The following is a 22,436-nucleotide window of genomic DNA, read 5'->3' on the forward strand; positions in this document are numbered from 1 at the left end:
GAAACAACAAAGCCCTGATCATCAGGGCTTTTTATATGTCAGATGTCGGGAGAGGGCTTAGTCCTGCGGGCTTTTGAGCGCCTTGACCACATCCTCTTTGGGCTCCAGCTCCTTGACCTGGTTGAAGATCTCCAGCTCCCCTTGCGGGCTGACGGTGTAGGCATCGGCATCCTGATAGCTGCCGCTGCCGGCGCTCTCGATGATGACCACCAGCTCGGGCTGCTTGTCGCCATTCAAATCGACCAGTTTCAGCTCCCGGATAAAGCCGTTGCGGGCCATCACCTTGCCATCCTGAAACTCATCCAGTGGAAACTGGGCGTTCTGGCCCGAATAGAGCCGCACGTCATAGCTGCCGATGGAGGCGGGCTCACCGGCCCCCTGCTCCACCCGGATCACCTGCCCGGAGGGGAGGGTCAGCTGCTTGCTAAATCCCTCTTCGGCTTGTGCCGCCAGCGGCAGGGTCAGCAGCCCTGCCATCATCAATGCTCTGTTCATCTTGCAACCTCTTGCTGTCTCTTGAGTGCGGGCTCCCGGGGAGCCCGCCGTGATGTTGCTACCAGATCTTCACCCGCTTCTGGGGCGGCAGATAGAGCTTGTCCCCCGGCTGGATGTTGAATGCCTCGTAGAAGGCGGGAATGTTCGGCACCACGCCGTTGACCCGGTACTCGGGCGGCGAGTGGGGGTCGGAGCGCAGCAGCATCTGCATCAGCTCGGGACGATACATTCCTTTCCACACCTGCGCCCAGCCGAGGAAGAAGCGCTGCTCGCCGGTAAAGCCGTCCAGCACCGGCGCCTCCTTGCCATCCAGCGACAGCTCGTAGGCCTTGTGGGCGATGGTGAGGCCGCCCAGATCGCCGATGTTCTCGCCCAGGGTGAACTGACCGTTGACGAACTGACCGTTGATGGGCTCGAAGCGGTTGTACTGGGCCACCAGCCGGCTGGTGCGGAAGCGGAACTCCTTGAGATCTTGCGGCGTCCACCAGTCGCGCATCATGCCGTCGCCGTCTGATTTGGCCCCCTGATCATCAAAACCGTGGCCCATCTCGTGGCCAATGACCCCGCCGATGGCGCCGTAGTTGACCGCATCATCCGCCGTCATGTCGAAGAAGGGGGGCTGCAAGATGGCCGCTGGGAAGACGATCTCGTTGTTGCTCGGGTTGTAGTAGGCGTTCACCGTTTGCGGCGACATGTGCCACTCGTCCCGGTCGACCGGCTTGCCGAGGCGCGCCAGACTGTCTGCGTATTCAAAGGCTTGCGAGCGTTGCAGGTTGCCCACCAGATCATCCGGTTTGATGGTGATGACGCTGTAATCCTTCCACTGGTCGGGGTAGCCGATCTTGGGGCGGAACTTGGCCAGCTTCTCGAGGGCCTGCGCCTTGGTCTCGGGCGACATCCAGTCGAGCTCCTTGATGCTCTGGCCGTAGGCGGTGCGCAGGTTCTCCACCAGCTGCTCCATCCGCTCCTTGGCCGCTGGCGGGAAGTAGCGGGCCACATAGAGCTGGCCGACCGCTTCACCCAGATGATCGTTCAATACCCCCAGTGCCCGCTCCCAGCTGGCGCGCTGCTTGGGCGTGCCGCTCAGGGTGGTGCCGTAGAAGGCGAAGTTGGCGCGGTCGGTCTCGCTGTCGAGATAGGGTGCGTAGTCGGTCAGCAGTTGCCACTTGAGGTAGGCCTGCCAGTCGGCGATGGGGGTCTGGGCCATCACCTGATCCAGCGCGCTCAGATAGGTCGGCTGACCGATGATGAGCTCCGGCTGGCCAGCAATGCCCGCGGCGTTCAGATAGGCCTGCCAGTCGAGATGAGGGGCGAGCCGTGCCAGTTCGCTGGCGGGGCGCTTGTTGTAGTTCTTCTCCCGATCCCGCAGGGCGACGTTGTCCCACTGGATGGTGGCGAGCCGGGTTTCGAGGGCCAGAATCCGCTTGGCCTTGCCGCTCGGGTCAGATTCCCCGAGGCGGCTCAGCATGGCGGCGATATGCTGCTGGTACTTCTGGCGCAGGGCCTGACTCTCGGTATCCTGCTTGAGGTAGTAGTCCCGATCCGGCAGCCCCAGTCCACCTTGATAGAGGTAGACAGCATAGCGGTCGGGGGATTTGGCATCGGCGTCGATCCAGATGCCAAACGGTGCGCCGCCGCCCATGCGGCCCGACTGGGCAAAGGCACGGGCCAGCGCGGCCTGATCACCGATCCGATCGATGTCGGCCAGCGCCGGTGCCAGCGGGGTGAGCCCCTTGGCGTCACGGCCTGCCTGATCCAGATAGCTGGCGTAGAGATCGCGGATCTGCTGGGTCGGCGTGCCGGTGGCGGCCTCCTGCTTGGCCAGCCCCTCGACCAGCACCCGCACATCGGCGAGGGATTTGTCCCGCAGCATGTAGAAGGCGCCATCGGCGGGGCGATCGTCGGGGATCTTGGCGGTGGCGAGCCACTTGCCATTGACGTAACGGAAGAAGTCATCGCCGGGTTTGACCTGGGTGTCCATATTGGCCAGCGCCAGCCCGGAGTGTTTGGGGGAGTCTTGCGGTACCTGACTGCAGCCAGCCAGCAGGGCCAGTCCAATCAGGCCGGCCAGTAAGCTTTTCTTATTGTTCATCTTGTTTGATTCCAATTCGGATTGTTTGCTTCCCTGCCCATCTTCCTTGCTCCAACCGGTTGTGCGACCGCCTTGCGGCCAGCCTGGTGGAGAGGGCGGGCGAGCCTCACTCTAGCAGCAGGGTTGCAGCTTGATAAGCCCGACTCTGCTAAGATCGGCCGGTCCGTTTTGGGGAAGCCTATGATTTCTCATCTTTATTCTCGCTTTTGTCTGACTATGCCGGCGCCGGAAGGTTCCACCGGTCTGCTGGTGGCCTTCAGTGGCGGCCTCGACTCTACCCTGCTGCTGGTGCTGGCGGCCCAGTATGCCCGCGAGCATGGCCTGCCAGTTCGTGCCCTGCACGTGCACCACGGCCTCAGTCCCCATGCTGATGAGTGGGGCGCTCATTGTGAAGCCGTGTGTCAGCAATTGGCGGTGGAGCTGCTGGTCGAGCGGGTGACTCTGGCCTGTGGCAATGGCGAGAGTCTGGAGGCGCAGGCCCGCACAGCCCGTTACCAGCGGCTGACCGTCCGGATGCGGGAGGGGGAGTGGCTGCTCACCGCTCACCATCAGGACGATCAGCTGGAGACCCTGCTGCTGGCCCTCAAGCGCGGCGCTGGTCTGCGCGGGCTGGCGGGGATCTTGCCAAGCCAGCCCTTTGCTGGCGGCCTGTTGCTGCGACCGCTGCTCGATATGAGTCGCGCCGAGCTGGCCGAGGCGGCGGCGAGCCTACCCTTTGGCTGGGTGGAGGATGAGAGCAATCAGGACGTGAGCTATGACCGCAACTTTTTGCGCCAGACGCTTATCCCCCAACTCAAGGCGCGCTGGCCCGCCATGGCCCAGACCGCGGCGCGCAGCATGGCCCTGTGCGCCGAGCAGGAGGCGCTGCTGGAGGAGCTTGCCGAGAGCGACTGGCAGCTGGCGGGCGAGGGGGAGGCGCTCCATATCGGCCCGCTGCACGCCCTTTCACCTACCCGGCGCAACAATCTGCTGCGCTACTGGATCCGCCGTCAGGGGGGGGAGATGCCATCCCGTGAGCAGCTTGCCCGGCTGTGGCAGGAGGTAGCGTTGGCGCGCGGCGATGCCAATCCCCAGCTCAACTGGGGGCGCCAGAGCTGTCGCCGTTATCAGGAGCGGCTCTATTTGGTGAGCCCTGATCTACAACCCTGTCATCAGGTGTTGCCGGTCACAGTGGGCGAGCAGCTGACCCTGCCGGACGGGCTGGGTCAGCTGGTGGTGCGCATGGCGGAGCACGGCGAGGATCTGCTGCGTTACCCCCGAGCGGATGAGCCCCTCTCGGTGCGTTTTCAGGTAGCGCCCGGGATCCCCCTCAAACCGGTGGGACGGGGCGGTAGTCGGCGGATGAAGAAGCTGCTGCAGGAGTATGGCGTGCCTTCGTGGCAACGGGGACGCATTCCCATCCTCTACTATGGCGAGCAGGTGGCGGCGGTGGTGGGGCTCTTTGTCTGTGACGGTTTTATGGCACAGAGTGCCGGGCTGGTCTGTCACTGGCAGGAGAGCGGTGCAGCCCCCATCCTGCCTGAGCTGGATCTCCCCTGACTTGATCGGGGGTTAACTCCCCAAAAAAAGAAGCTCCGGTCACATGGCGCGCATGTGCCGGAGCAAAGAAGAGTTCGGGATTATTCGTTAGGGCTGGCCTTGCCTGCTTTCTTGCGGGCGTAGAGGTGACTGTCGGCCGCCTCGTACAGGCTCGGCACATCGACCCCGGATTGCCAGCTGGCGGCGCCAAGGCTGCATCCGACCGAGAAGGTGCTGAGCTCCTTGTTGGTCATCAACATATGCTGCAGTCGCAGCCATACCGGGCGCCACGCCTCGGGTTCGGCCGGTTGCAGCAGCAGGGCAAATTCATCTCCCCCGAGCCGGAAGGCTTGATCCGTGCTGCGGATGCACCCCTTGAGCAGCTGGGCGAAGCGGCTCAGCACCAGATCCCCCACCGGATGACCCCAGGTGTCATTGATCTGCTTGAAGCGATCGAGATCCAGCAGCACCAGCACCAGACCGTGGGGCTCGCGGCTGTGCTGCTCGATGGCGCGACCGATAGCCTCGTCAAAGTAGGAGCGGTTGCCAAGGCCGGTCAGGTGATCGAGCCGGACCAGCTGATCCAGTTTTTCCAGCCGCAGATAGAGGGGCAGCAGCAGGCAGAGCAGCTGATTGTATTGCATCAGTACCCGTTGCTGGCTGCCGCTCAGCGGATGTTCCAGCTCGTAGTGGAGCTGGCCGAGCAGCTGGCCATGCTGGCCGCGCAGTTCGAACGGATAGTTGTGCAGGTTGAGGGTGGCCAGCGGCGGGTGCTGGATCAGCACATGGGGCTGGCCACAATCGAGGTAGAGACCGTGGATCCTGACAATTCTTGCCGCACGATCGGCAAAAGTTGTCAGCAGACCGCCGAGATCGCTCTGCCCCAACAACTGCTCGAGCAACTGGTTGCGTTCAACGCTGGGCAACGGCGTAAGCCGCTCCATCTGGCGAACCCACTGCTCGATGCCATGGCTAAAGCCATTAAGTGACGACGTATTTTCCATGGTCTTCCACCTGTAACACCTGACTACTGTCTCCTCCCTGCAATTGGCATGCCCAATATATCTTTCCTGCCCGCCAGATCGGCTGACTAAGCTTAAGTCGATAAAAGGAGAGGAAAATTTGTACACAGACCTGTTGATCCTGCTGTTCGCCGCCGTCCTGCTGGTGGCAACTTTCCGGCGCCTCGGCTTGCCGGTCATCCTCGCCTACCTGATTGCCGGCGTCTTGCTCGGCCCCCACGGGCTGGCGGTGATCACCGGCCAGTCGATCATGCAGACCATTGCCGAGCTGGGGATCGTTTTTCTGATGTTCTCGCTGGGGTTGGAGTTCTCCCTGCCGAAACTACTGGCGATGCGGCGATTGGTGTTGGGGGTCGGGATGTTGCAGGTGCTGCTCACGTCACTGCTTTTCTTCGCCATCGGCTGGTGGTGGGGGCTGGGTCTGGCCCAGTCGCTGGTGGTGGCGGGAACGTTGGCACTCTCCTCCACGGCTGTGGTGATCAAGCAGCTTGGCGAGCAGAAGCAGCTCCATACCCGCCGCGCCCAGCTGGGGGTGAGCGTGCTGCTGTTTCAGGATCTGGCGGTGGTGCCCCTGCTGGTGATGATCCCGATCCTCGCCCAGCCGGAAGTGCAGGGGAGCGCCCTTGCCGCCGAGATCGCCTGGGCCACCCTCAAGGGGCTGTTTGCCCTCTTCACTCTGCTGGCGGTGGGCAAGTGGTTGCTGCCGCTGCTGTTTCACGAGGTGGCGCGGGCCCGCTCTGACGAGCTGTTCGTGCTGAGCGCCCTGCTGGTGGCGCTGCTGGCTGCCTACATGACCCATTCGCTGGGGTTGTCGATGGCGCTGGGGGCGTTTCTGGCGGGGATGATGCTGGGGGAGTCCCACTACCGTCATCAGCTTGAGGTAGACATCAAGCCCTTTCGCGATGTGCTGATGGGGCTCTTCTTTATCACCATCGGCATGGCCATGGAGTGGGAGCTGGTGGCGCGGGCATGGTGGCAGGTACTGATCTGCGTGGTGCTGCTGGTGCTGTGCAAATCCCTGCTGGTGCTGCTGGCCGGGCGGCTGATTGGGGAGCGCAAGCGCGACAGCATGGCCGCCGGCATCATGCTCAGTCAGGTGGGAGAGTTTGGCTTCGTGCTGCTGGCACTGGCACTGCACCACGGCTTGCTGGATCAGCAACTGGTCTCCCTGCTGATCGGCATCGGCATCATCTCCATCGCCATGACTCCCTGGCTGGTGACCCAGGCCCATTCGCTGGCTCGCAGCCTCACCGATCCTGCGCTGTTGACCCGCTCCGAAGTCGCCCAGTCGGGACTGAGCAAAAACCAGCACGTCATCATTGCCGGGTTTGGCCGGGCGGGGCAGACCTGTGCCCGCTTTCTCAAGATCGAGGAGATCCCCTTTCTGGCCCTAGACCTCGACCCCGAGCGGGTGAGCGAGGCCAAGCTGGCGGGGGAGCAGGTGGCCTTCGGCGACGCCAGCCGCCGCGATATTCTGCTGGCCGCCGGGTTGTTGCGGGCACGGCTGGTGATCATCACCTTTGATGATCGCAAGCGGGTGGAGGCGATGCTGGCACTGATCCGCGAATTGGCGGGGGATCTCAAGGTGCTGGTGCGCACCCGCGATGACAGCTTTCTGGAGCAGTACAAGCAGGCGGGGGCCTTCGAGGTGATCCCCGAATCCCAAGAGGGGGCCCTGATGCTGGTCTCCCACCTGCTGCTCAACTGCGATATCCCTATCGGTCGGGTGATCCGCCGGATGGAGCTGGAGCGCAGCAGTCAGTATCGCTTCCTGCATGGCTTCTACTGGGGGGATCAGAGCGCCAGCAATCTGGAGGCAGATCAGCTGCTTGAACGCCTCCATCCGCTGTTGCTGCACGATCAGGCGTGGGCGGTAGGCCATGAAGTGCGCGAGTTGCCGCTCGATGAGGTGCGGATCAAGGAGGTGCAGCGCGGGGATCAGAGTCTGGAACCCAGACCCGAGCTGGTGCTGGCGGCTGGCGATCGGCTGATCCTGTTTGGTACCGTGGTGGCGATGGAGCAGGCGGAGCAGCGTTTGCTGGAGGGGCGCTGAGTCCCCTTGCACTCATCGGCAGCGCCCTTTACTCCCGCTCTTTTGGTAGCCCTTCGATATCGAGGAAGGCGACGACCCGCTCCCGCTCCCTCAGGGTGTCCTGATAGCCCAGCTTGATCAGCTGCTGGCAATAACCCGGATAGAACATCAAAAAGCTGGCCAGACTGCTGGTCTCATCCCCCTTCACGCCCAGCACCCGCAACAGGCGGCGCAACTTTAGCGGCAGTTTGCGCAGGTAGGCCAGTGCGATGGTGTCGAGATCCTGACTCGGTTTTAGCACGCAGGTCTCCACCCGCTTCAGCTTGAGGCGATTGCGCTCCCGCTCAGGGATAAGATCCAGCGTCTGGTTGATGCGCCACAGCCGCTCCAGATCGGAGTTGAGGGTGTCGGTAAAGACGGTATCGAGCAGATGGCTGGCGATATTGGAGCTGGTGAGATGGCCGTGATGATGGGTCGGCGCCGAGTGCGCCGGCGGATCCAGGGTGATCAGCAGGATCCGCTCCGCCCCCAGATGGATGGCGGGGCTGAGCGGGCTCAGCTGGTGGATGGAGCCGTCGCCGTAGAACTTCTCGCCGATCCGGGTGGCCGGAAAGACGAAGGGCAACGCCGAGGAGGCGAGCAGGTGCTCCGATGTAAGCACGGTGCGTACCCCGCGCCGTCTGGCTCGCTCCCAAGGATGGTGGTCGGCTCGCCCTTGAAAGAAGGTGGTGGAGAGGCCGTCATCGTAATCCGATGCAGTGATGGCCAGCGCCTCCAGACTGCCGTAGAGGATGTTGTCATCGATGCGGTGATAGTCGATGAGTTGATCCAGCAGGCGGTGCAGCGGCGCGTTGTCAAAGAGGTGAAAGGCGTGGTTGGTGTGGGGATTGATCAGCCCCGCCGACCCCTCGTACATCAGCCGCCACAGCAGGCGACCGGGGTGAAAATCGAAGATGTGGTGGGTCTCGAAGCGGCGCCAGACCCACTCCAGCTTGCGCACCCCCAGATGGAAGCAGGAGGCGTAGCAGGCGAGCGCGGTGACATTGATGGCCCCCGCCGAGGTGCCACACAGGATGGGAAAAGGGATGCCGAGATTGCGCGGGTAGAGCTCCGCAATCGCCTTGAGGGCGCCGACCTGATAGGCGGCGCGAGCACCGCCACCGGTGAGCAACAACGCTGTATTGGGTCTGGCCATATGCTGGCGCCTTATCGTGTTCTGACAAGAATGTTCCCACTGACAAGTTAACTATAAGGCGCTGTATCAAATATAAAAACGGGCGCTTGCCCGTTTTTTTCATGGCCCCATGTCAAAGGGCGCGGTGAGGATTTTCCGGTCGAGCCAGCTGATCGAAGGCGGCGAATACCGGGGCGCTGGCGAGGATGCGACCGTGGCCCAGACCCCGGGTGCTCACCAGCCGGGTATGACCATCCTGACTGGCCCGCAAGGAATCGCCGTGCGGGGCAAATCTGTCCTCCTCGTCGTGCACGATCATCGCCGCGCCGCAGCGACTGGCGAGTCGGCCCAGCGGATCAACCGTGCTCAAGGGGTGCTGGTACTCCTGCTCAATCTCCTTGACCACCGCATCGAACAGCCGGATGGAGTAGCCGGAGCGCGCCACCATGCCGTAGAGCTGGGGCACGTAGTCGAGCACCGGCGAAATCAACAGCAGCGGCAGGGTATCGATACCCGCCTGACGGCTGGAGAGGGTGACGGCGCCTCCCATGCTGTGGGCGATGACCCCGTGCAGCGGGCCTACTTCGCTGGCCAGCTTGGTTGCCAGCTCGTCGAAGGCGCGCACGAAACGGGGCAGGTGGCCAGTGTTGCCTGCGCTCTGGCCGTGGGCCGGATGATCGTAGGCAATGGCGGTGAAACCCTGCGCGGCGATATGGCTCATCAGCGGATAGAACTGGCTGGCGCTGCCGGACCAGCCGTGCATCAGCAGCCACAGCGGCCCCTGACCGAGCCGATAGCTCATCAATACCCCTTCGCTGGTATGGACGGCCTGCTTCACCAGGCCCGCTGGCTCGTGGGCATTCCGCTGGTTGCGCTGGGGGGTGAGCAGCAACTTGCTGGCGGTACGCTTGGCATGGGTGGGGGCGAGTCTGTGGTGCAACCGGGTACCGATCCCCAGCAGCCATTTGCTCGGGCTGAAGCGGCGGGTGTTGAAGTAGATTTTGCTGCTCATGGTCATCCTGTGGTTTTTATGTGCGAACGGTCGTGCTTTTTTGTCGGTTTTTAAAAATTTGTGTTGAACGGATGCCAAAACATCAGCGCCAGCTGCTCAGCAGAGCGTCCACCTCGGGCCAGAAGTGGCGGGCCGGATCCTGACACAGTTCGAGATCGTTGAACACCTGATCCGCCAGATAGAGGCCATAGAGGCGGTAAACGGCGCGCCAGGGATCCATCTCCTGTCGCCACTCGCCTGCGGCCTGACCCTGCACCACCTGACGGGCCAGATAGTCGAGCCAGAAGCGCACCAGTTGACGGGCGGCTTGCTGCACCTGGCTCTTTTGCTCATGGTCATCCTGCACCGAGGTCCAGGCATCGAGGAACATGCAGCGTCCGGCGAAGCAGTGGTTCCACGCCTGCCAGGCGCGCAGCAGGGCGATCAGCTTGTCGTGCTGGCTCTGGTGCTCCTGCTGGCGTACCGGCTGGATCACCCGCAGCCGAAACACTTCGGCGGCGTACTCCAGCACGGCGATCTGCAGATTGTCGCGGGATTGAAAGTGGGCAAACAGGCCGCTTTTGGACATCTCGCAGGCGCTGGCCAGCGAGCCGATGGTCAGGCTCTCCAGCCCTTGCTGGCTCGCTTGCTCAAAGGCGGTCTGCAAAATGTTTTCCCGGGTCAGGCGCCCTTTGCTCATCACTCTCTCCTCGTTGGCGCTGGCAGCATAAAGTACGATCGTGCTAATTGTCGAGCAACAAATAGCCAGCATGGCTGGCTATGTCGTCTCCCGCGTGTCACTGCGCGCGGGGGTCAGTTCTCCTTGATATCGAGCTGTTGCAGGGCGATAACCGCCTGAGTGCGGTTTTTGACGCCCAGTTTTCTGAAGATGGCGGTGATATGGGCCTTGATGGTGGCCTCTGAGACGTTGAGCTCCCAGGCAATCTGTTTGTTCAGGCTGCCATCGCGCAGCATGATCAGCACCTTGTACTGCTGGGGGGTGAGGCTGGCTAGCTTGCTGGCGAAATCGGGGCCGTCTTCCGATTCAGGATGGAGCGAGATGCCTTCCGGCACCCAGTTATCCCCCCCGATCACCGTATTGAGGGCGTTGACCAGCTCCTTCATCGGCACCGATTTGGGAATGAAGCCGAGCGCCCCGAGCCGCAGCACCTGCTGGATGATGGCCGCATCTTCCGAGGCGGAGACCACCACGATGGGCAGGTCGGGATACTGGCCGCGCAGGTGGGCCAGCCCCTCGAATCCATTGGCTCCCGGCATCTTGAGATCGAGCAGCAACAGGTCAACTTCGGGGTGCTCGCCGAGCAGGCTGGTCAGGCTGTCGATGGAGTCCGCTTCCAGCAATTGAGCGTCGTTGATGGCCATGTGCACCGCTTGGTAAAGGGCGCCCCGAAACAGGGGGTGGTCATCTGCGATGACGATGGTAAATTGGCTGTCCATATTTCGGTTAATGGCTCACATTGTTGCTAACTGATTGTTTTGAAAAATCAAACTAGCATCGCTCACCAAGAGGGTCAAACCCGCCGGTGCGCAAATGTGAAGCGACCATCGGATGTTTTGCCATCAAGGGCAGGCAGGCCGGTCGCAGGCAACTCATGCAGGAGGCAACAGATGGGATCCTTGGTATTGGCGGTGGGCACCGGCTCCACCTGGGCAATGCGGGCGGCACTGGTGCTCGCCATGAGCGGGCTGACATGGCAGGAGCAGGTGTTCGATCTGGAGGATGCCAAGTCGCTGGCGCGGCTCAAGCGGCTGGCACCGGCCGGTCTGGTGCCCTGGCTCGAACACGATGGCGTGCGGGTTCACGACTCGCTGGCCATCGCCGAATATGTTCACGAGCTCTGTCCCGAGCGCCAGCTCTATCCCGTTTCGCTGGCCGAGCGGGCACTGGCTCGCAGCCTCTGCGCCGAGTTGCACGCGGGATTTCGGCAGATCCGTTCTCTGCTCCCCTTCTTTCTTGGGGCGCCAACCCGTATCGATCCCCCGGTGGAGGCGGTCGGTGAGCTGGCCCGTTTGCAGGAGATCTGGTCGCAGGCGCGGGGCCCCTTCTACTTTGGCGAGGCGGGCATTGTCGATGCCTTCTATGCGGTGATGGCCTATCGGCTGGCCAGCTACGGTATCCTGTTGCCCGGTCAGGCGGGAGTCTATCAGCAGGCGCTGCTCTCTTGGCCCCTGTGGCAGGAGACCCTGCTCAAGGCGCGGTTGCAGTGGCCGGTGGCGGCGCGCCAGTCACAGTGAGCCTTGGCAGATAGATAAACGAGAGAGGGGAGCCAGTGGCTCCCCTCTCTGTTGCTGGTATATATGGCCCAAGAGTTACTTCTGCCGACCGGCAAAGACCACCACCACCTTGTCATCCCCCTTCTCCCGCACGAAGGCGTAGGGGGCATCCGAGAGTTTCTGGTGGCTGCCTGCCGCAATGGCCGGATGGGCGGCGCGGAACTGGCCCAGTTGCTGCCAGTGCTTGACCAGCTCAGCCTTGTCGCCGCTGGCCAGCTCCTGCCAGTTCATGTCCGAGCGCAACGCCTGATCGAACACCCCTCCATCCTTGGCCAGCCCCCGGCCGGACTCGTCGCCGTAGTAGAGCTGGATGCCGCCCGGCAGCAGCATAAAGCTGTTGGCGACCCGGCGCTGTAGCGGCACATCCTGATAGTCGCCAAAGAACAGCTTGGTGTCGTGGGAGCTGATGTAGCTCAGCACGTTGAACTCGGGATCCTGATTGATGCGACTGGCGTAGCTGGCATAGGTGGGCTCGGCGCTGGCCATGCACTGAGCCTGTGACAGGGCGAACTCGCGCTGATAGTCGAAGTTGATCAGGGAATCGAAACCGTTCTGATACCAGAAATCCTTGGCCACCCCGTGATCCCACACCTCTCCCACCATGTAGAAGGGCAGATCGTCGAGGGCCTTGCTCGGGTTCGCAGTCTTCCACTCCTTGAGCGCAGCGGTGCCCGCCTGCTTGAGCTTGGCCCATACCTCGGGCTCCAGATGCTTGACGGTGTCGGCGCGGAAGCCGTCGATACCAAAGCGGCGCACCCAGTCGGTGTGCCAGGCGATCAGGTAGTCGCTCACGGTAGCGTCGGGCAGCGCCTTGGCGAGGGTATCCTTTTTCGCCGCCAGCAATGGCGGCAGCCCTACCGGTTTGACCGATTCGGTCAGAAAGTCCGGCAGCCCCGCCACCGAGCCGGTGACGTCGTCGGTGCCAGGCTGCGGGTAGCCGGGCAGACCGGCGCGCACCCAGTCACCACTCCACCACTTGTTCCACGCGGGTGATTGATAGTCGATGAACTGGTTGTAGCCATGCCAGTTAAGGCCGCCGCTCGGGCGCCACTGGTTCCAGACGGTCGGCAGTTTGCTGCTGTTCTGAGTTAGCTCGGTGAGCCCCAGATCTTGCAAGTCGGCGAGGGTAGCGTAACCGGCGTGGTTCATCACCACGTCGAGGATGATCCGCATGCCGCGCTTGTGGGCCTCGTCCACCAGGGTTTTCAGGCTCTCTTCATCGCCGTAGTTGGGGTCAATCTTGGTGAAGTCGAGCGCCCAGTAGCCGTGGTAGGCGTAGAAAGGGAAGTTGCCCTGCTCGCCACCGCCGATAAAGCCGTGAACCTGCTCCACCATTGGGGTGATCCAGATTGCGTTCATGCCGAGGCTCTTGATGTAGTCGAGCTTCTCGGTCAGCCCCTTGAAGTCACCACCGTGCCAGGTGGCCACCTCGTCCTGTCCATCCTTCTGGCGGCCGAAGCTGTGGTCGTTGGCGGGGTCGCCGTTGTTGAAGCGGTCGGTCAGCAGAAAATAGACGCTCGCCTGATCCCAGCTGAACGGTGCTGGCTTGGCTGCCTTGACCGGCTCGAGCAGCAGCAGGCCGCCGCTCTCTTTGCTCGGGGTCAGGGTCAGCTTGCCCTGTTTGACCACCGCCTCCTGTTTCGAGTAGGCATCCCGCAGTCGGGTGCCGTCGGGCCAGACCCCTTTGAGCGACACAGTGACCGGGCCGCCATCCCAGCTGATGCAGGGCTCTTCTGGTGGCTGGCGCTTGAACTCGCTCTTCTTGGTCGCCCGCAGCACCTTGAGGCTGGGAGTATCCGGGTTGAAGGTGAACTGATACTCCCCGGCCAGCATCACCCGCAGGGTAAAGCTCTGATCCTTGCTGCATTTGTCCATGGGCTGGGCGGTGCCGAAGGGGAGCGGCTTGCTCTCGCTCGGGCCAAAGCTGGTACCGCAACTGTTGTCTGCGTCGCTGATGCGGATCTGGTGGCTCCCCTTGGCAAGGGTGTGGGTCAGCTCCACCGTGCCCTTGTCCAGCACGATCGGGGTCGCCACCGGTTGACCATCCACATAGAGGCGAACCTCGGGGGCGGCCATCGCCTGTTGGATGAACAGAGGGGCGGCCAGCAGGGCAAGCCAGAGAGGGGATAAGTGATGAGCACGACGCATAAGCCATTCCTTGAGCAGGGCAGTTCGGACAAGGGCCCATTCTAGGAGCAGCAAAGCGCGCCTTGGATCGGCAAAATGCCGATTTGTGACTTCAGTTCAAATGGTTACGTTTTCAAGCCGAGGAAAGTGTGACGGAGAGGAGATGGGATGCTGTGCCGATAAAAATAGCGGCATAAAAAAATGCCGGTCAGGTGACCGGCATTTGGTGTATCAGGCATCGTCGTCACATCAGACGGTGAAGAACTTGAAGTTGACGAAGGCCACCGCGATGAAGGAGGCAACCATGCCGCTAATGCAGAGCACAGCAGGGCGGATGGCTGGCCAGCGATGGGTCAGCAGAATGATGGCCAGCAGGGTCGGGTATAGCCCGAACATATAGCGTGGCATGGCGTTGAGGCCGGTCATCAGCGGGATGGTGCAGCAGATGAACATCAGGGTCGCTTCCGCCCAGCGTTTCTGGCTGAACAGGTAGCCGTTCAGGCACCAGCCGAAGATCACCATGATGGAGAGGTAAGCCTTGCGGCCGCCCAGCTCGAAACCGCTCAGCCACCAGTCCAGCGGGCTGTCCATGTAGCGACCCCATGCCACCTGAATGTGTTTGAAGGCGAAGGCATCGCCGGTCAGGTGATAGAGGTAGACCATGTAGGCAAACAGGCCAAACGGGATCATCCAGAGGGTGAACACCACCTTGAAGGCGCGTTCGGTGAAGCGGAAAAACTCCCGCCAGCCGTAGGCTTGCAGCGCCAGGATCAGCACCGGGAAGACCATCATCACCCCCAGGTTGCGGGTGGCGGAGATACAGACCCCCAGCACGGCCACCATCAGCCACTGCTCCCGATAGGCGAACAGGAACATCCCCAGCATCAGCGCCATAAAGGTCGACTCGGTATAACCGGAGACGAAGTAGGCGGAGAAGGGGGAGAAGGCCAGCAGCCAGACGCCGAAGCGGGCGGTATCGTCACCCAGCTTTAGCTGACGCAGCACCAGCAGCATCAGCGGCAAGCTGGCGAAGAAGGAGAGATTGGTAACAATGATGAGGCCGATCAGGCTCTCGACATTGAACAGGTTGGAGATGGCACCGGAGACCATCGGGTAGAGCGGCATAAAGGCCCAGTTTGCCGCATTGCCCTTGCTCAGCCAACGCGGGTAGAGATCGTAGCCGTTCTCGATGATTCGCTGGAACCAGACGCAGTCGAACTGACAATATGCCTGCAGCGGGCCGATGTCGGGGGAGCCATAGAGCTGGACACCGAAGTAGCCCATGCCATACAGCGCCACCCGGCTCAGCATGAAGGCAGCGATGATCATCAGCCAGTCACGACCGCTGATGCGCAGTGACGGGCGATAGGGGAGTGCAGCCCCGGTTAGCGGGGCAGTATTGGTCATATCATTCATCAGGCAAAAACCCAGACGCGAGAGAGAACGTAAGTGAGGACGGTAACGGTCAGGGTGGCGATGACCACCGGCAGCAGACCGGAGAGCCCCGCAAACAGCAGGCCGCTCAGGATCAGGTTACGCACCGCCAGCGAGAAGAGGGCGACCAGCAGAAACTTGCTGGCGGCTCCCTGCTTCTGGAAGGTGATGTAGCGGTGACCAAAGAAGGAGAACCAGAACGCGATGGCAAAAGCCAACGTGGTAACCAGGTGCTCCGAGATGGTGGGCCAGGTATGAAACAGTGCGATGGAGGTGCCAAGGTCGACGAGGGTAGCCCCCCCGCCGACAAAACCGAAACGTACCAGCCGCCAGAATTCCTCGCGGGAGATCATTGAGGCGCTTGCTCCTGCTGCTCTTGCTGGTTGCTGTCAGCGCTCTGCGGTTTGGCCGCATCCTGCTTGGCATACTGGCCATAGACCCCTTCAATGAGGTAGACCGGGCGCTGTTTCACTTCCACAAACATGCGGCCGATGTATTCGCCGATGATGCCGAGCGACAACAGTTGGATACCACCGAGGAACAGCACTACGGACATCAGTGAGGCGTAACCGGGCACGTCGATGCCGAAGAAGACCACCTGGGTCACGATCTTGAGGATGTAGAGGAAGGCGACGAAGGAGACGCCGACACCCACATAGCTCCAGACCCGCAGCGGCCAGCTGGAGAAGCTGAGCAGACCGTCGAGCGCGAAGTTCCACAGTTTCCAGTAGTTGAATTTGGTTTCACCGGCGTGACGGGCCGGGCGCTCGTAGGGGACGCCAACGGCACGGAAACCGGCCCAGGCAAACAGACCCTTCATGAAGCGGTTGCGCTCGGGCAGCAGCTTGATCGCCTCGACCACGCGACGGTCGATCAGGCGGAAGTCACCGGCGTTCTCCGGCAGCTTGGTGCTGGTGGAGAGGGCGTTGAAGAAGCGGTAGAAGCCACCGGCAGTCAGGCGCTTCATCGGGGTATCGGCACTGCGATCGACGCGGATGCCGTAGACGGTGTCATAGTCACCGGTCTGCCACAGTTTGACGAACTCCAGAATCAGGGCGGGCGGGTCTTGCAGATCCACGTCCATCGGCACGATGGCATCCCCTTTGGCCTGATGCAGACCGGCGGTCAGGGCCGCTTCTTTACCGAAGTTGCGTGCCAGGTTGACGAGGGTCACGCGCGGGTCACGGGCGATGGCCTGCTCGACCACTTCACGGGTGCGGTCACGGCTGCCATCGTTGACGAATACAATTTCAAGCTGGTCTTTCAGCGGGGCCAGTTCGTTGTCTATCGCGTTGATGAAGGCATCGATGCTCTCTTCCTCGTTGTAAACGGGAACGACCAGAGAGAGTCGAAAATCTGGATGCGACATAAGAACGTCCTTATTTGGGATAGTTGTTTTTATAAAATGGTATTCGGGGCAAGGATCACTGGGCTACGGTCAAACGTACCGACTGCACATTGATGGGAGTAGGTGCCGAGAGCGCCAGAAAATTGGGGCGCTTGGGATCTGCCGTGAGCGAGTCACCGGGCAGACTGAGGCGGATTTCGTTGATGCCCGCTTTGGCCAGTTTCACCGTAGTGGTGAAGTCGTGACCCAGCGCCACTTTCAACAGAGCGCCGGCTTCCGGGCTGTTGATGCGGGCCTGTACGGTAAGCTGATCCGGATTGGCCGCCTGCTTGGGCAGCACAAAGTAGAGACCGCCCTGACCGCTAAGCAGGGTACCTTCGTCGCTCGGCTTCTTGGCCCAGCCTTCGCTGGAGAGGAAGCGGCTCGGCTTGGTCAGATTGAGTTCGTTACCAGGCTGATAGGTCATGCTGGAGTTGTGTTCCCAGAAGCGGGTCTTGCCTTCCAGATAGTAGAGTTTGTAGGCCAGGCTCACGTTGGGGTGAGCAGCCAGATAGAGGGTGTAAAGATAAAAACCGCTTAACGCCAGAATGGCAGTCAAAAAACCGAACTTTTTGTACGTCATATCACTCTCTATGCCTGACAGAATGGGTAGGCCGATGTCGCGCATATGCTAATCCAATTGCAAAAAAAGCATAGTGGATCACAAAAAAATATTTGGTCACATATTAACCCCTTTTTACCCCTGTTCCAAACGTTGCTGTTTCCCGGTTAAACAGGTCTGGCGGGGCGCCGATTGCCAGTGGCGCTCCGGCAAGGTATTTGGCAAATAGACGTGCTTTGCTGCGTCACTTTCTAGCGGATGCGATAGTCATCTGGCCTCTATCGCCATTTTGCAGGGGGCGATTTATGATGACTCACCTATTCGTCAAGGATGACATATGAAGTGGATCTCTTGCTGTCTGTTGCTTGGATTATGGGCGCCAATGGCATTGGCCAGGGCCCTGTGTCCCGAGCCTATTCAGGTCGGTTACGATAACTGGCCACCCTACCATTATTACGAAGCCGACTCACCGCAAGAGGTGCGCGGTTATGCCGCCGAGGTGCTGACGGCTGTACTCACTTCCATGCACTGCAAGGTCAACTATGTGGAGCTGCCCTGGAAGCGGGTACTGCACGAGATGGAGCATGGCGAGATAGACATGGCGATGGAGGCGAATATCAATGATGAGCGCGCCCGTTATGCCTGGTTTTCCGACTCCTACAACCCGGGGCGCACCTTGCTGTGGATCCGCAAGGGCAGCCACTACCCCGAGCAGGATCTGGAGAGCTGGCTGGCCAGTGGTTACTCCCTCGGCGTCACCAAAGAGTACTTTTATGGCGATGAAGTGATGTCGCTGCTCGCTCGCTATGCCAAACAGGTGAGTGCGGTGAGCGACCAGCAAAATTTTGAGAAGCTGGCCCGCGGTCGGATCGACGGTTTCCTCGGTGACATGCTGGCTACCCCCAGCGCACTTAACAAGGAGGGGATGAGCGGTCTTTTCACCAGTCACCCCATGGTGGTATCTGAATCGCCGAGCTTTTTTATGTTGGGCAAGCGCAGCTTTTCGCCGCAGTTCTTGCAACAATTCAATCAGGCGTTGGCGCGGTTCAAGGAGACAGATGCGTATGACATTATCTGGCAGCGTTATGCCCCCGGGCGCTAGCAAAGTATTGGCCGTTCACGCATCATGAGCGGCCTGAGCATCGGGTCTGCTTGTCAGGCCTGACAGAGTGAACAAACCGTTTTGAGGTACCCATGGGGATGAAGTATTGGCTGGCCCTTGCCAATCTGGTGTGGCTGGGATGTTTGCCCGCTGGCGCGGTACATGCGACCGAAGCACAAGTTGTGGTGGCGGCCAGTGAAACCGGACACGACTGGTATCAGGGCAGTCAGGCCGAACAGGCCCGTGTCGAGCTGGAGCAGCAGTTGCAAGAGGCTGTGCTTGCCCAGCTGCATCCCGATTTTTTCACGCTGTGGAAGCGTCTGCAGGCCACCCCTGCAGACAAGCGTGGCGCCATCTATGACGACATTTTTGCCAAGCTCAGTCGTTTCCAGCACGCCTGGCGGGGGATGGATCTGGTCTCTCGTGAGCAGATGAAGACCCTCAAGCTCGATTTGAACCGCCCTGTAGTGACCCAACCCAGCGATGATGACCTACTCACCCAGGTGAAATCCCTGCGCCCTCAGGTGGCGGAATACGAGGCGGTGCGGGCCAAAGTGCACAAACTGCTGGCAATGCCGATGGCCAGCAAGTGGCCGACCCTCGATATGCCGACCCTGCGTGCCGGAGAGAGCTCCGCCGAGCTCGGCCAAATCCGCGCCATGCTCAACGAGCTGGGCGACAGCGCCCCGAGCCATGGTGATCAGATTTACGATGGTGATACCGAGCAGGCCATCAAGCAGTTCCAGCGTCGTCACGGTCTCACCGCGGACGGCATCATCGGCCGTCAAACCCGCTCCTGGCTCAATACCGGCCCGCAAGTGCGCGCCAGCTTGCTGCTGCGTAACCTGTGGCGTCGAGATCTGGTGGATCAACTCGCCGGGGGCCGCTACGTGCTGGTCAATATTCCCGACTACCGTCTGAGTGTGGTGGAGTCCGGCAACGAGGTGTTTACCAGCCGGGTCATCGTCGGCAAGGAGCAGCGGGCCACGCCCATTCTGGCCAGCGAAATTCGCTCCATCGTGCTCAATCCCTCCTGGCATGTGCCGCGCTCCATCCTGAGCAAGGACATCCTGCCCAAGCTGGGTCGCGATCCCGCCTATCTGAGTCGCGAGCAGTTCGAGGTGATCGACAGCGAGGGCAATCCGGTCCAGTTCACCGAAGAGGGGTGGCATCAGGCGCTGGCCGCCGGTTTCCCCTATCGACTGCGGCAAAAGCCGGGGGATCACAATGCTCTGGGGCGCTACAAGTTCTACCTGCCCAACAATGACGCCATCTATCTGCACTCCACCCCGCGCAAGGCGCTGTTCGAACAGGGGGCGCGCGCCTTCAGTTCGGGCTGCATCCGGGTGGAACATGCGGACGATCTGGCCGAGCTGTTGTTGGCGGACTCCCGCTATCAGCCGGACAAGGTGGCCAATATCCTCAAGGAGAGCCAGACCAAATGGTTGCCGCTCACCACGCCGATCCCGGTCTTTACCGTCTACTGGAGCAGCTGGATCGACGAAAATGGTCGCCAGCAACTGCGCAACGACATCTACGGATTTGATCGGGTCAGCTTCCAGAGCCGCCTGCTGTGATCCCTGCCACAGAGTGAAAAGCCCGGCCTGTGCCGGGCTTTTCTATGGGCGATTGAGGTTTGACAGGCCCCCCCGCCGGAAGGTAGTTTCAAGCGCCTGTATCACATTCAATCAGTGATTTTATTCAACTATTTTCGCTTGAATCTGCGATGGACGAACCCCTTATGCTGGAACAAGAGATAAGTCGACGTCGCCTGTTGTTGGGAGCCGGTTGCCTGCTGGGCAGCTCGCTGATCTCCTTCCCTGCACTGGCCAGCCGCAGTACCACCGGGCGTGAACTCAGTTTCTTCAATCTCAATACCGGCGAGCGGGTGCGCGCCAGCTATTGGGAGAATGGCCACTATCTGAGCGACGGGTTGGCCGAGCTCAACCACATCTTCCGCGATTACCGGCGCAACGAAGTGTTCAACATCGACAAGAAGCTGTTTGATCAGCTGTTTCTGTTGCAGCACAAGCTGGGTCGGCGCAGCGAAATTCAGCTGATCTCCGGCTATCGCGCCCCGGCCACAAATCGCCAAAAGCGCCACAAGAGCCGCGGCGTGGCCAAGCACAGCTACCACACCCTGGGGCAGGCGGTGGATGTGCGGATCCCCGGCGTACAGCTGGCCCATCTGCGCAAGGCGGCGCTCCAGCTCAAGGTGGGTGGGGTTGGTTACTATCCTCGTGACAACTTCGTTCACCTCGATACCGGCCCGGTGCGCAGCTGGTAAAGGGGTTGGCAAACTGCCAAGCTCTTCCCACCAGAGAGGAGATTGCGATGAACAAGATAGTGATTGGCGGCCTGATCGCCCTGTTGTTGACCGGTTGCAGCAAGCTCAACCGTGAAAATTACGACCAGTTGAAGATGGGGATGAGTTACGCCGAGGCCAGCACCATTCTGGGCAAGGCGGAGCGCTGTGATGATGCGCTGGGCACCACCAGCTGCCTCTGGGGCGGGGAAGGGAAGAACATCAAGATCCGCTTTATCGCCGACAAGGCGACCTTCTTTAGCTCGGAAGGGATTAACTGAGTCGCAGACCGTCCATGAAAAAAGCGCCGCTTGGGCGCTTTTTTGTTGCTCGCAATCCAACCCGCCTCGCCAGAAGCTGGCGTACTCAGTGGGTCGCGTACTGGTAGTTGAAGGTAGGCAGACCCCACTTGAAGCGTACCGCCAGCAGCCGCAGTACAAAGCCGATCCCGATGGAACCGAACGCGGCCCAGTTGGTCGGCAAGCCCTGATCCAGCGCCAGACAGTAAAGCGCTGCGGTGATCAGCGAAATGGCTGCATAGAGCTCGCGACGAAATACCAGTGGAATCCGCTGGCAGAGCAGATCCCGCAGCACCCCGCCAAAGACCCCGGTCACTACCGCCATGATGCAGGCAATACCGGCGCCGTGGCCCATATCCAGCGCTCGGGCCGCACCGAAGATGGAGAAGACCACCAGTCCCAGGGCATCAAGGGCCATGAACAGCTTGCCGAGGTAACGCATCAGGGGGGCGGAGACCACACCCGCCATCGCAGCTGCGGCAACCAGCAGCACGTATTCCGGATGTTCAATCCAGAGCAGCGGATAGTGGCCCAGCAGCACATCGCGAATGGTGCCACCACCGATGGCCGTCGCCGAGGCGATGATCACCACACCAAACAGATCCATCCGTCGCCGACCCGCGGCCAGCGCGCCGGTCATCCCTTCGGCCACCAGGCCAACCAAGAAGAGTGCATGTAACATGAGATATCCCAGGGAACGAGAAAGGCCAGAATCCTACCAACTCGTGTCATATGGGACAAGCATATCGAATGCATGCATTAATTTAATTCATGCTAAATGCGAAAAAGGCACCGTTTCGGGTGCCTTTTTCTAATCAATGTTCAAGGGTTAGCGCCCCAACTGCTCCTGCCGGTAGTGATCGACCCACATGGCGGTGGCACCACAGATGGCGACTGGCATCACGAAGAGGTTCACCACCGGAATGGCGGAGAAGAGGGTCACCAGAGCGCCGAAGCTGAGGCACTTGCCGCGGCGCTGCTTCAAGGCATCGCGCATGGTGATGAAGTCGATCTTGTGGTTGTCGAACGGATAATCCACATACTGGATCGCCATCATCCAGGCGCTGAACAGGAACCAGAGCACCGGCGCCAGGGTCTGGCCCACCACCGGGATCAGAAACAGGATCAGGCAGCCGATGGCCTTGGGCAGGTAATACTTCAGCTTGGTCCATTCGCGGCCGAAGGTGCGTGGCACATCCTTGACGATATCCAGCATGCCGCTGTCATTGGCGGGCTGACCGGTGAGGATCTGCTCCACCTTCTCCGCCAGCAGGCCGTTGAAGGGGGCGGCTACCCAGTTGGCAACCGAGCTAAATATAAAGGAGAAGACCACCAGTATGGTGATGAGAGCGATGGGCCACAGCAGGTAGTCCAGCCAGTCGAGCCAGGCGGGGATCTGCTGATGGAGCCATGCGAACAGGCCGTCGAGCTGCAGCAGCAGGGCATAGAAGGCCCCGGCAAACAGCACGAAGTTGACCAGCAGGGGGATCAGCACAAAGGTGCGGATGCCCGGTTGGCGAATAAGGGAAAACCCGCGCAGGAAATAGTCTGCACCGCTGATTGAATCTTTGACCATATGGGGTGATTGGCTCATGTGAGCT

21 protein-coding genes are annotated in these 22,436 nt (G+C 61.0%); 7 read left to right on the forward strand and 14 right to left on the reverse strand.

All coding sequences use genetic code 11. The features are described from left to right. Positions 1–57: 57 nt before the first annotated feature. Together I6L46_RS01690 and I6L46_RS01695 are read right to left on the reverse strand one after the other, a co-directional pair. Positions 58–495 carry a PliI family lysozyme inhibitor of I-type lysozyme gene (locus I6L46_RS01690; protein WP_058059044.1) on the reverse strand — a complete coding sequence of 146 codons (438 nt, stop codon included), beginning with the start codon at positions 493–495 and terminating at the stop codon, positions 58–60. A 58-nt stretch (positions 496–553) separates the two neighbouring features. Beyond that, a complete protein-coding gene (locus I6L46_RS01695; RefSeq protein WP_216977222.1) occupies positions 554–2,587 on the reverse strand; it encodes a M13 family metallopeptidase in 2,034 nt (677 codons plus the stop codon). A 180-nt stretch (positions 2,588–2,767) separates the two neighbouring features. Between I6L46_RS01695 and tilS the strand changes: the two genes are divergently transcribed. Next, entirely contained in the window at positions 2,768–4,126 is a 1,359-nt protein-coding gene (tilS, locus tag I6L46_RS01700) for a tRNA lysidine(34) synthetase TilS (protein WP_216977223.1), read from the forward strand. Between the two features lie 80 nt (positions 4,127–4,206). Here tilS and I6L46_RS01705 read toward each other — a convergent pair whose 3' ends face one another. Beyond that, positions 4,207–5,109, reverse strand: coding sequence for a GGDEF domain-containing protein (locus I6L46_RS01705; protein WP_216977224.1), 903 nt, complete (start codon positions 5,107–5,109; stop codon positions 4,207–4,209). Positions 5,110–5,227: 118 nt separating this feature from the next. Between I6L46_RS01705 and I6L46_RS01710 the strand changes: the two genes are divergently transcribed. Then, positions 5,228–7,180 carry a monovalent cation:proton antiporter family protein gene (locus I6L46_RS01710; RefSeq protein ID WP_216977225.1) on the forward strand — a complete coding sequence of 651 codons (1,953 nt, stop codon included), beginning with the start codon at positions 5,228–5,230 and terminating at the stop codon, positions 7,178–7,180. A gap of 28 nt (positions 7,181–7,208) precedes the next feature. Here I6L46_RS01710 and I6L46_RS01715 read toward each other — a convergent pair whose 3' ends face one another. The 4 genes from I6L46_RS01715 to I6L46_RS01730 form a co-directional block, all read right to left on the reverse strand. Next, positions 7,209–8,354: a patatin-like phospholipase family protein gene (locus I6L46_RS01715; RefSeq protein ID WP_005347843.1), complete on the reverse strand. Its 1,146-nt coding sequence runs from the start codon at positions 8,352–8,354 to the stop codon at positions 7,209–7,211. A 112-nt stretch (positions 8,355–8,466) separates the two neighbouring features. Then, positions 8,467–9,345 (reverse strand): alpha/beta hydrolase, encoded by an 879-nt coding sequence (locus I6L46_RS01720; protein WP_216977226.1) that lies wholly within the window; start codon positions 9,343–9,345, stop codon positions 8,467–8,469. A gap of 82 nt (positions 9,346–9,427) precedes the next feature. Next, entirely contained in the window at positions 9,428–10,024 is a 597-nt protein-coding gene (locus I6L46_RS01725; RefSeq protein ID WP_216954997.1) for a TetR/AcrR family transcriptional regulator, read from the reverse strand. A gap of 113 nt (positions 10,025–10,137) precedes the next feature. Beyond that, complete coding sequence (locus I6L46_RS01730) at positions 10,138–10,782, reverse strand: response regulator transcription factor (RefSeq protein WP_005347836.1); 645 nt, start codon at positions 10,780–10,782, stop codon at positions 10,138–10,140. 171 nt (positions 10,783–10,953) lie between these two features. On the opposite strand from I6L46_RS01730, the gene I6L46_RS01735 reads away from it, so the two are divergent. Next, on the forward strand, positions 10,954–11,580 hold the full coding sequence (locus tag I6L46_RS01735) for a glutathione S-transferase (RefSeq protein WP_216977227.1): 627 nt from the start codon (positions 10,954–10,956) through the stop codon (positions 11,578–11,580). A 75-nt stretch (positions 11,581–11,655) separates the two neighbouring features. On the opposite strand, the gene I6L46_RS01740 is transcribed toward I6L46_RS01735, so the two are convergent. The 5 genes from I6L46_RS01740 to I6L46_RS01760 all read right to left on the reverse strand — a co-directional run bounded on the left by I6L46_RS01740 (position 11,656) and on the right by I6L46_RS01760 (position 17,150). Continuing rightward, on the reverse strand, positions 11,656–13,767 hold the full coding sequence (locus I6L46_RS01740; protein WP_216977228.1) for an alpha-amylase: 2,112 nt from the start codon (positions 13,765–13,767) through the stop codon (positions 11,656–11,658). A 228-nt stretch (positions 13,768–13,995) separates the two neighbouring features. After that, a complete protein-coding gene (locus I6L46_RS01745; protein ID WP_040066657.1) occupies positions 13,996–15,162 on the reverse strand; it encodes a hypothetical protein in 1,167 nt (388 codons plus the stop codon). Beyond that, positions 15,162–15,533, reverse strand: coding sequence for a GtrA family protein (locus tag I6L46_RS01750; protein WP_005338463.1), 372 nt, complete (start codon positions 15,531–15,533; stop codon positions 15,162–15,164). The genes I6L46_RS01745 and I6L46_RS01750 overlap by 1 nt, the downstream gene beginning before the upstream one ends. Continuing rightward, positions 15,530–16,549: a glycosyltransferase family 2 protein gene (locus I6L46_RS01755; protein ID WP_021229161.1), complete on the reverse strand. Its 1,020-nt coding sequence runs from the start codon at positions 16,547–16,549 to the stop codon at positions 15,530–15,532. The genes I6L46_RS01750 and I6L46_RS01755 overlap by 4 nt, the downstream gene beginning before the upstream one ends. Positions 16,550–16,604: 55 nt before the next feature. After that, positions 16,605–17,150, reverse strand: a complete 546-nt coding sequence (locus I6L46_RS01760) for a hypothetical protein (RefSeq protein WP_041202288.1) — start codon at positions 17,148–17,150, stop codon at positions 16,605–16,607. Positions 17,151–17,466: 316 nt separating this feature from the next. On the opposite strand from I6L46_RS01760, the gene I6L46_RS01765 reads away from it, so the two are divergent. The 4 genes from I6L46_RS01765 to I6L46_RS01780 all read left to right on the forward strand — a co-directional run bounded on the left by I6L46_RS01765 (position 17,467) and on the right by I6L46_RS01780 (position 20,817). Then, positions 17,467–18,231, forward strand: a complete 765-nt coding sequence (locus tag I6L46_RS01765; RefSeq protein ID WP_216977229.1) for an ABC transporter substrate-binding protein — start codon at positions 17,467–17,469, stop codon at positions 18,229–18,231. Positions 18,232–18,323: 92 nt separating this feature from the next. Next, positions 18,324–19,808, forward strand: a complete 1,485-nt coding sequence (locus tag I6L46_RS01770; protein WP_040066667.1) for a murein L,D-transpeptidase — start codon at positions 18,324–18,326, stop codon at positions 19,806–19,808. Positions 19,809–19,972: 164 nt separating this feature from the next. Continuing rightward, positions 19,973–20,518 carry a DUF882 domain-containing protein gene (locus I6L46_RS01775; protein WP_005338458.1) on the forward strand — a complete coding sequence of 182 codons (546 nt, stop codon included), beginning with the start codon at positions 19,973–19,975 and terminating at the stop codon, positions 20,516–20,518. 47 nt (positions 20,519–20,565) lie between these two features. Beyond that, positions 20,566–20,817 (forward strand): lipoprotein, encoded by a 252-nt coding sequence (locus I6L46_RS01780; RefSeq protein WP_043818905.1) that lies wholly within the window; start codon positions 20,566–20,568, stop codon positions 20,815–20,817. An 85-nt stretch (positions 20,818–20,902) separates the two neighbouring features. On the opposite strand, the gene I6L46_RS01785 is transcribed toward I6L46_RS01780, so the two are convergent. Further along, entirely contained in the window at positions 20,903–21,517 is a 615-nt protein-coding gene (locus I6L46_RS01785; protein WP_005338456.1) for a trimeric intracellular cation channel family protein, read from the reverse strand. 147 nt (positions 21,518–21,664) lie between these two features. Then, positions 21,665–22,429: a sulfate transporter CysZ gene (gene cysZ, locus I6L46_RS01790; RefSeq protein ID WP_005338455.1), complete on the reverse strand. Its 765-nt coding sequence runs from the start codon at positions 22,427–22,429 to the stop codon at positions 21,665–21,667. Positions 22,430–22,436 lie beyond the last annotated feature (7 nt).

The sequence above is a fragment of the Aeromonas sp. FDAARGOS 1416 genome (assembly GCF_019048085.1).
Classification (GTDB): domain Bacteria; phylum Pseudomonadota; class Gammaproteobacteria; order Enterobacterales; family Aeromonadaceae; genus Aeromonas; species Aeromonas veronii.

Bases quoted from the DNA above. Each gene is read 5' to 3' on its own strand.
- I6L46_RS01740 (WP_216977228.1), bottom strand. From the start codon at position 13,767: ATGCGTCGTGCTCATCACTTATCCCCTCTCTGGCTTGCCCTGCTGGCC.
- I6L46_RS01715 (WP_005347843.1), bottom strand. From the start codon at position 8,354: ATGGCCAGACCCAATACAGCGTTGTTGCTCACCGGTGGCGGTGCTCGC.
- I6L46_RS01705 (WP_216977224.1), bottom strand. From the start codon at position 5,109: ATGGAAAATACGTCGTCACTTAATGGCTTTAGCCATGGCATCGAGCAG.
- I6L46_RS01745 (WP_040066657.1), bottom strand. From the start codon at position 15,162: ATGAATGATATGACCAATACTGCCCCGCTAACCGGGGCTGCACTCCCC.
- I6L46_RS01750 (WP_005338463.1), bottom strand. From the start codon at position 15,533: ATGATCTCCCGCGAGGAATTCTGGCGGCTGGTACGTTTCGGTTTTGTC.
- I6L46_RS01785 (WP_005338456.1), bottom strand. From the start codon at position 21,517: ATGTTACATGCACTCTTCTTGGTTGGCCTGGTGGCCGAAGGGATGACC.
- I6L46_RS01735 (WP_216977227.1), top strand. From the start codon at position 10,954: ATGGGATCCTTGGTATTGGCGGTGGGCACCGGCTCCACCTGGGCAATG.
- I6L46_RS01720 (WP_216977226.1), bottom strand. From the start codon at position 9,345: ATGAGCAGCAAAATCTACTTCAACACCCGCCGCTTCAGCCCGAGCAAA.
- I6L46_RS01695 (WP_216977222.1), bottom strand. From the start codon at position 2,587: ATGAACAATAAGAAAAGCTTACTGGCCGGCCTGATTGGACTGGCCCTG.
- I6L46_RS01775 (WP_005338458.1), top strand. From the start codon at position 19,973: ATGCTGGAACAAGAGATAAGTCGACGTCGCCTGTTGTTGGGAGCCGGT.
- I6L46_RS01690 (WP_058059044.1), bottom strand. From the start codon at position 495: ATGAACAGAGCATTGATGATGGCAGGGCTGCTGACCCTGCCGCTGGCG.
- cysZ (WP_005338455.1), bottom strand. From the start codon at position 22,429: ATGAGCCAATCACCCCATATGGTCAAAGATTCAATCAGCGGTGCAGAC.
- I6L46_RS01770 (WP_040066667.1), top strand. From the start codon at position 18,324: ATGGGGATGAAGTATTGGCTGGCCCTTGCCAATCTGGTGTGGCTGGGA.
- I6L46_RS01760 (WP_041202288.1), bottom strand. From the start codon at position 17,150: ATGACGTACAAAAAGTTCGGTTTTTTGACTGCCATTCTGGCGTTAAGC.
- I6L46_RS01725 (WP_216954997.1), bottom strand. From the start codon at position 10,024: ATGAGCAAAGGGCGCCTGACCCGGGAAAACATTTTGCAGACCGCCTTT.
- I6L46_RS01755 (WP_021229161.1), bottom strand. From the start codon at position 16,549: ATGTCGCATCCAGATTTTCGACTCTCTCTGGTCGTTCCCGTTTACAAC.
- I6L46_RS01780 (WP_043818905.1), top strand. From the start codon at position 20,566: ATGAACAAGATAGTGATTGGCGGCCTGATCGCCCTGTTGTTGACCGGT.
- I6L46_RS01765 (WP_216977229.1), top strand. From the start codon at position 17,467: ATGAAGTGGATCTCTTGCTGTCTGTTGCTTGGATTATGGGCGCCAATG.
- tilS (WP_216977223.1), top strand. From the start codon at position 2,768: ATGATTTCTCATCTTTATTCTCGCTTTTGTCTGACTATGCCGGCGCCG.
- I6L46_RS01730 (WP_005347836.1), bottom strand. From the start codon at position 10,782: ATGGACAGCCAATTTACCATCGTCATCGCAGATGACCACCCCCTGTTT.